The following is a 7,166-nucleotide window of genomic DNA, read 5'->3' on the forward strand; positions in this document are numbered from 1 at the left end:
CAGCATGATATTAAGTCTTGCAGAAGCTAAGCAGTATCTAAGAATCGAATTAAGCTATACGGACGAGGACACGGATATTACGGCATTAATAAGTGCTGCTGAAGGTTATTTGAAAAATGCTGGATGCGTTTTAAATATCGGGGATGAAGTTGCAAAACTTGCCATTAAAATGTTAGTTGTACATTGGTATGAAAATAGAGACTCCGTATTAATCGGGAGCATATCAAAATCTATGGAATATTCTTTGCAATCAATAGTAACTCAGCTTAAATACTGTTATCCAATAGTAGAAGGTGGTTCATAATGAATCCGGGAGAATTAAGACATAAAATTAAGTTTGAATTTGTTGATATTGATACAGAAATATGGAGTGAATATTATAGTTGCTATGCTAAAGTTAATGCCGCAGGAGGCAAAGAATATTTTAGCAGCGGCGCTGAACAATCAACAAATGCAGTTATTTTCACTGTAAGATATTGCAATGCTTTGAAAAACATATATCTAAACACTCAATCATACCGTATTAAGTTTCAAGGTGCGATTTATGATATTTCAGACGTTGATAATTACATGTTTCAAAATCAATTTTTGAAAATCAAGGCGGTGGGAAGACATGAAGTTTGACATTAACGACTTAGCCAAAGCAATTGCAAGTGAGCTTGAAGAGTATACGCAAAAAGTAACTGATGGAGTTAAAAAAGGCATTGATACAGTTGCAAAAGAAACTAATCAGACTATAAAAGAACATGTAACCTTCAAGCAACCCACGGGTGATTATGTAAAATCATTTAGAATAAAGACCTCATATGAGGATAGGTTTAATAAAAGAAAAACATGGTATGTTGCTTCTCCATATTATAGGCTAAGTCACTTACTTGAAAATGGGCATGCATTACGCAACGGAAAGAGAAGCAGGAAATTTCCACACATTATATACGGAGAAGAGCTTGCACAAAAAAGAATGGAAGAGATAGCGAAGGAGGCAATAAAAGATGCTGGACGTTAAAACATGGCTAGAAAGTACAGGCATGAAAGTAGCTGAGTTAGAGTTTATTGCTCCTCCAAAACTTCCATATCTAGTATTCATTGATGATATTAATACGACTGGAGCAGATGATAAGAATTGTATAGTTCAACATAATGTATCTATCGAATTATATTCCGAAAGAATTGATAAGGTTTCAGAGGCAAAAGTGGAAGAATTACTAAATGAGAAAAATTTTAACTTTGATAAAAGCCGTACACGAATAGACAGTGAAAAGCTCTGTCAAACCTTGTACGGCTTTAGTTTTACAGAAAAATTTTAAGGAGGTCACGAAATGGCGATTGATGGAAAAGAAAAGATCGTGCTTGGAAGCGGTAAATTATATATAAGTGAATTTACTGGAACAATACCGACTAACACCACATTAGAAGTAGATGCTAACTTGTTAGGACTTATTCAAGGTGGTGCTACTGTAGAATATAAGCCTACTTTTTACGATGCAAAAGATGATTTAGAATTAGTACAAAAAACTGTAATTACCACTGAAGAAGTAACTTTTAAAAGTGGAATTATGACTTGGAATGGAAACACATTAAAGAAACTTTGTGCTACAGCCAGAGTGACAGAGGCTAGCGGCAAAAGAACTGTAAAGATAGGCGGTATAAGTAATAATGACGGGAAAAAATACGTTATTAGATTTCTTCATGAAGATGCTGCCGATGGAGATATAAGAGCAACAATAGTCGGCAATAATCAAGCCGGCTTCAGTATGGCGTTTACTAAGGATAAAGAAACTGTAATTGATGCAGAATTCAAAGCAGCACCTATGGATAATGAAGGTACCAAAATCATATATGAAGAAGAAATACCTACAACACCATAATTTATGGCGGCACATTGCCGCCTTTTAGGAGGAATAAACGTGTTTGATGTAAGCACTATAAATAAAAGATATTTTGCTATAAAAATAAATAATATTGAGCTTGAAGTGGAACCGCCAAAGATTAAAGCTTTAAAGAAAATTATGTCTTTGTCAAAATCTCGTAATGAAGATGCAATGGATAATTTATCCGATGCAATAAAAATGATATTAAGCAAGAATAGAACAGGCTTTAAAGTAGCTGATGAACTAATAGATGAACTAGATTTTGACGAAATGAACGGTATATTAAATGCATATTTTGACTGGTTATCCAGTACAAGAAACTCCCCAAACTAAAAGTCCCTTATTATCCAGATGAAACGGAAGATAAGGGACATTATTCTGTAAATACTTTGGAAGAAAAAATTGTCTCTGAGTATACCGGTTATAGCTTTGACAGAATGGAAGAACTAGAAGTATTTGAATACTGGCTGCTTCTAAGAGATGCAGTTATATATAATTGCATGCAATCTGAAGAGGGCAGAAAATATCTTGATAACTGTTGGAGAATTGAACAAACTGAGCCGGATAGAAAAACCTTAAGAGAGAAAATGAGAAAGGAGGTAAACGATGGCTAATAACATAAAAGGTATAACTATTGAAATAGGTGGAGATACCAGTCCGTTGGATAAAGCCCTTAAAGGTGTAAATAAGACAAGTAGAGATTTACAAAGTGAGCTTAAAGAAGTTAATAGGCAGTTAAAATTAGATCCTACAAATACTACCTTATTAGAGCAAAAGCAGAAACTTTTAGCTGAAAGCATAACGAATACAAATGACAAGCTTTTAAAGCTTAAGGATGCAGAGAAACAGGTTCAAGTGCAGTTTGAGCAAGGGAAAGTAAGTGAAGAACAGTATAGAGCTTTACAAAGGGAAATTACTAAGACTGAACAACAATTAAAAACTTTAGAAAACCAAGCATCGAAGAGTAGTGTTGCTTTAAATAAAATAAAAAACGCAGCCGACAATGTTGGCGATGCTGCCGGAAAAGTTAGCAGTACAATGGCACCAGCAACTGCGATTATATTAGGTGTTGGAGCAGCATCCACAAAAATGGGTTCTGACTTAATCGAAAGTACAAATAAGGTCGAAGTAGCCTTTAAAGAAAATGCAAAAGTAATTGAAGATTGGTCCAAAACTACACTTGATAAATATGGAATAGCATCCGGAACCGCTCTTGATATGGCGGCTACGTATGGAGATATGGCAACCAGTATGGGTTTAACTACAAAAAGTGCCGCGGAAATGGGGCAACAAATTGTAGGCAGAGCAGCCGATTTAAGTTCTTTTAAAAATATAAGTATAGATGTTGCCAAGACCGCACTAAATGGCATATTCACGGGTGAGACTGAAAGCTTAAAGACATTGGGTGTTGTTATGACACAGGCTAATTTGCAACAATATGCATATAGCCAAGGTATAAAAACTAAAATACAGGATATGTCGCAAGCTGAACAGGTTCAATTACGATATAACTATGTTATGGAAGCCACTAAAAATGCAGAAGGTGACTTTGCAAGGACTGCTGACGGCGCAGCTAACAGTACAAGAAATGCATCGGAGAGTATAAAAGAAGCTTCATCCAGTTTAGGTGTATTGCTTGCGCCAATAGTTGCAAAAGCAATGCAGTATGTTGCAAATTTAGCGAAAAGCTTTATTGGACTTGACGATGGAACTAAGAAAATTATTCTTACTATATTAGCTGTAATAGCCGCTATTTCTCCTATAGCTAAGTTAATACAAGAAATAACGGTTGTTGTAAAAGGTTTAGCCATTGCACTTGAATTTTTAATGGCGAATCCTATAGTATTACTGATAGCAGCTATAGTGGCAGCAATAGTGCTTCTTGTAATAGGCATAAAAAAGTTGTGGGATACCAATGAAGGATTTAGAAATGCTGTAATTAATATATGGAATGGTATAAAAGACTTTTTTCAAAATGCGGTAGAAACAATTAAAAATGTCGTTATTACAGCGTTTAATTTTATTAAAGATAATTTAGGAATAATATTGCCAGTAATTGCAACGCTTATTTTAGGACCTATAGGCGGTGTAATAGCTTATATAGCAACGCACTTTGAAGAAGTTAAAGATACAATTGTTAACGTGTTTAATGCTATCGTGAATTGGCTATCTGATTTACCTGGCACTTTATATAATCTTGCTGTAAATATCTTTACTTACATGAGAAACGGCGTTGTTAATACCATTTCTAGTGTGGCAGATACAATAGTAAACGGAATACAAGCGGCTGTAAATTTTTTAGTATCACTTCCTGGTCAAGCGTTGCGATGGGGCGAAGATTTTATTGATGGACTTATAAATGGAATTAAGAATAAAATGGGTGCTGTAGTAGATGCAGTAAAAGGCGTTGGAGATAAAATACGTTCCTATCTTCATTTTTCGGTGCCGGATGAAGGCCCGCTTACTGATTATGAAACATGGATGCCGGACTTTATGTCTGGACTTGCTAAAGGAATTGAGCAAAGTAAAAGCATAGTTACTAATGCAATTAAAAATTTAAGCGGTGGTATAAAGGTTGGAATGAGCCTAAAAGCTGGAGCTGTCTTAGGAAGTGGTACAGGAACAAATAATACAGTTAATAATTCCGCTGTTGATAATTCAACTTTGCTTGATGCAATTAATAACTTGGCATACTCAATCCAAAATCACGAATCTGTTTTTAAAGTCAATGACAGGGAGTTAGCCAGAGCAGCAGGACCAGCAATATTAGATGAATTAAGTGCACTTGCTGATAGATAGGAGGAATTTGAATGGCTGTAATACTAAGTATAAACTTTAATAATGCCAATAGTTATTATGATAAAAACTTAATCATCGAAGGTACTCCTATCGTGCCTACATCTCAAAGAAACATTATATTTACTGAAATAGAAGGCAGAAACGGAAGCTTAACAGAAGATTTAGGCACATATAAGGATATATCTATCCCTGTTAGTTTTACTTTGGTAGATATGGCTAATCTAAAACAAAGTTTAAGACAAATAAAAGCATGGCTCATAGGCGATCTCACAGATAATAAGCTAATATTCAGCGATGATCCAAACTACTTCTATAAAGTTAAATCCTGCAGCATAGGTGACATAGAAAACACGGTCAGAGTTCTAGGAAGGTTCACAGCAACATTTGTATGTGAGCCTTTTTTATATGCCATAGATGATAAAAAGGAAATCATACTAGGTAACACAGTTACAAGAGCAGGCTTAAGCAGTGATCCATTGCAGAGATACAATTTTACTAGCGGCACAGTTTATGTTAATAACCAAGCTGTTAAAAGTAATTTAAACGGCCCTGTAACATTTAATAATCCGGGAACCAAGAAAAGTAAACCTGTTATAGTGATTTACGGTAGTGGGGATATAGTAATATCTCTCAATAGTACTACATTTGCCATATCTGGTTTAAGTGAATATGTAACTATAGACTCAGTTATGCAGGATGCATACAAAGGTACTCTTTTACAGACTAACTCAATGTCAGGACTATTCCCTGAATTAAATCCTAGTGATAATTATATTGCATGGTCGGGCAATGTTGAAAGAATAGAAATACAGTGCAATTCAACATGGTTGTAGGAGGTGGGAGTATTGCTAAAAATAGATAATATAGGCTTTGTAGGTGGAGATACTTCCACTTATGAATTTGACTTTGGGATTAAGGTTGCTGGAAGTGTTGCTGAGTGTCCTATGCGGTTGTTTTTTTCTAGCGTTGATAGTGCTATCCCAAGTCCATTAAAGGCTGACGGAACTGTAAATACTGCGATTTGGTTCGAACGAACAACTCAATCAGAATTTGACAACATAAAAAATCAAGATGCTATTGTGACATCTTTGAGCACTGGGACTAATGGAAAGTATGGAGCAGTATTGGTCGAACTTGATTTAACACGGCTATGCAATGCATTTTTCGGTGGGAATAATGCAACTTTAATAGCTGCTTTTAAAAATTTACAGGCAGATGTATGGGGCAGTGGTAGTGGCAGCAATGCCGGTGTTTTAACATATGGAGTACAAGTACAAGGTTGGTGGGGTTCATGGACTGTTTGGAATAACAGCACATCTTCAAGTACTACTAAAATAACCGGTTCAAAAACATCAAATTTATATATTAGCAGTGCTAATAAAGCATACATTTTAATTAATGCCCAATATGCTTCAAATGGAACTATAACAAGCGCTGTCAATATAGACTATTTAAAATTAACATTGCAATTTGCCAGAGTGCCGGATGTAATAAAGCCTATACCGATAACTTTGCCGAAATATTGGGCTATGATTATTAAAGGAATTAGTCCTGCTTGGGATAGCAATGAAACAAAAGAAAGAGTTTACTGCACTATATACAGTGATATAAACAATTGGTTCAATGTCGAATATATAAGCTCTAAACCCTTTGGATTCTATAAAAAGTATAGAGGAGCATTAATAGGCAGTGTTTTAAATTTAGCATTTAACAAATATCAAGCATCTTCAATACTTGTTGCTCAAACACAAAGCGGAATGGTTATGTATCAGCTAACTAATAACGGTAGTGTCAATAAGGTTACCAATACAAACATATCGTTAATATCAGGGGAGTGTTCTCTTTATCTGAGTAATTTTTATACTGGAAATTATCAATCAGATACATATACAGACTCAGTTAGCTTGATAGACTTAGAGAAGCTTAACAAACCATTAGGCTTTACAGACCAAGAAGCACAAGTAATCCTTACAGGTAGAAATGATATAAATACCGCAGATGATAATTTAAACACATTGGCAGAGCGATATAAAAATTCTAACCTTATACCATTATTTAATGATAGTAGATGGAATAAACACGCTAATGCAAGTGTAAGTTCAGACGGTAAAACACTTATATTAAATGCTAACGCTTTATATCAATACAGTAGTGTTACAATACCGGTACTTCCAAACAATAAATATATACTTAGTGCATCGGTAGCGGGAAATGTAAATACCTTAGGTGTATATGTAAATGAAAACTATAATAATATCAGGACTAAAGGACAATCGGTTAAAATTTATACGGTTAATGGTACAGCTACATTTACGACTGGAAGTACAACTAATAATATTAACGTAATATGTAGCAATGACCAAACAGGCGTATTCACATTTTCAAACCTTGAACTAAGGAGGTATGATTAAAATGCTTTTTAGTATAAAGAAAAATTCCATAAGTAATTACCCTACACCAACAATAAACTGCACTGTGAATTGCTTTATGAATTAA

Annotated in this window: 9 protein-coding genes; all 9 read left to right on the forward strand. The window is 34.8% G+C overall.

Annotated features, from left to right (window positions below; translation table 11 throughout):
* The first annotated feature begins 4 nt into the window (after positions 1-4).
* Positions 5-304, forward strand: coding sequence for a head-tail connector protein (locus M9H71_RS23905; protein WP_455407359.1), 300 nt, complete (start codon positions 5-7; stop codon positions 302-304).
* Positions 304-624: a phage head closure protein gene (locus M9H71_RS23910; protein WP_455407360.1), complete on the forward strand. Its 321-nt coding sequence runs from the start codon at positions 304-306 to the stop codon at positions 622-624. Before M9H71_RS23905 ends, M9H71_RS23910 begins: the two co-directional genes overlap by 1 nt.
* Entirely contained in the window at positions 614-1,006 is a 393-nt protein-coding gene (locus M9H71_RS23915; RefSeq protein WP_455407361.1) for an HK97 gp10 family phage protein, read from the forward strand. Before M9H71_RS23910 ends, M9H71_RS23915 begins: the two co-directional genes overlap by 11 nt.
* Positions 993-1,307 carry a hypothetical protein gene (locus tag M9H71_RS23920; protein WP_455407362.1) on the forward strand — a complete coding sequence of 105 codons (315 nt, stop codon included), beginning with the start codon at positions 993-995 and terminating at the stop codon, positions 1,305-1,307. Before M9H71_RS23915 ends, M9H71_RS23920 begins: the two co-directional genes overlap by 14 nt.
* Before the next feature lie 12 nt (positions 1,308-1,319).
* A complete protein-coding gene (locus M9H71_RS23925; RefSeq protein ID WP_455407363.1) occupies positions 1,320-1,868 on the forward strand; it encodes a hypothetical protein in 549 nt (182 codons plus the stop codon).
* 39 nt (positions 1,869-1,907) lie between these two features.
* A complete protein-coding gene (locus M9H71_RS23930; protein WP_455407364.1) occupies positions 1,908-2,204 on the forward strand; it encodes a hypothetical protein in 297 nt (98 codons plus the stop codon).
* 273 nt (positions 2,205-2,477) lie between these two features.
* Positions 2,478-4,670: a hypothetical protein gene (locus M9H71_RS23935; RefSeq protein ID WP_455407365.1), complete on the forward strand. Its 2,193-nt coding sequence runs from the start codon at positions 2,478-2,480 to the stop codon at positions 4,668-4,670.
* Between the two features lie 11 nt (positions 4,671-4,681).
* The gene (locus M9H71_RS23940) at positions 4,682-5,503 is read left to right on the forward strand and encodes a distal tail protein Dit (RefSeq protein ID WP_455407366.1); all 822 of its coding nucleotides are present in this window, start codon (positions 4,682-4,684) and stop codon (positions 5,501-5,503) included.
* A gap of 3 nt (positions 5,504-5,506) precedes the next feature.
* Positions 5,507-7,081 (forward strand): hypothetical protein, encoded by a 1,575-nt coding sequence (locus tag M9H71_RS23945; RefSeq protein WP_455407367.1) that lies wholly within the window; start codon positions 5,507-5,509, stop codon positions 7,079-7,081.
* The last annotated feature ends 85 nt before the right edge of the window (positions 7,082-7,166 follow it).

It is taken from the genome of Rhodopseudomonas parapalustris, from assembly GCF_053772255.1.

Bases quoted from the DNA above. Each gene is read 5' to 3' on its own strand.
- M9H71_RS23940 (WP_455407366.1), top strand. From the start codon at position 4,682: ATGGCTGTAATACTAAGTATAAACTTTAATAATGCCAATAGTTATTAT.
- M9H71_RS23910 (WP_455407360.1), top strand. From the start codon at position 304: ATGAATCCGGGAGAATTAAGACATAAAATTAAGTTTGAATTTGTTGAT.
- M9H71_RS23905 (WP_455407359.1), top strand. From the start codon at position 5: ATGATATTAAGTCTTGCAGAAGCTAAGCAGTATCTAAGAATCGAATTA.
- M9H71_RS23935 (WP_455407365.1), top strand. From the start codon at position 2,478: ATGGCTAATAACATAAAAGGTATAACTATTGAAATAGGTGGAGATACC.
- M9H71_RS23925 (WP_455407363.1), top strand. From the start codon at position 1,320: ATGGCGATTGATGGAAAAGAAAAGATCGTGCTTGGAAGCGGTAAATTA.
- M9H71_RS23915 (WP_455407361.1), top strand. From the start codon at position 614: ATGAAGTTTGACATTAACGACTTAGCCAAAGCAATTGCAAGTGAGCTT.
- M9H71_RS23920 (WP_455407362.1), top strand. From the start codon at position 993: ATGCTGGACGTTAAAACATGGCTAGAAAGTACAGGCATGAAAGTAGCT.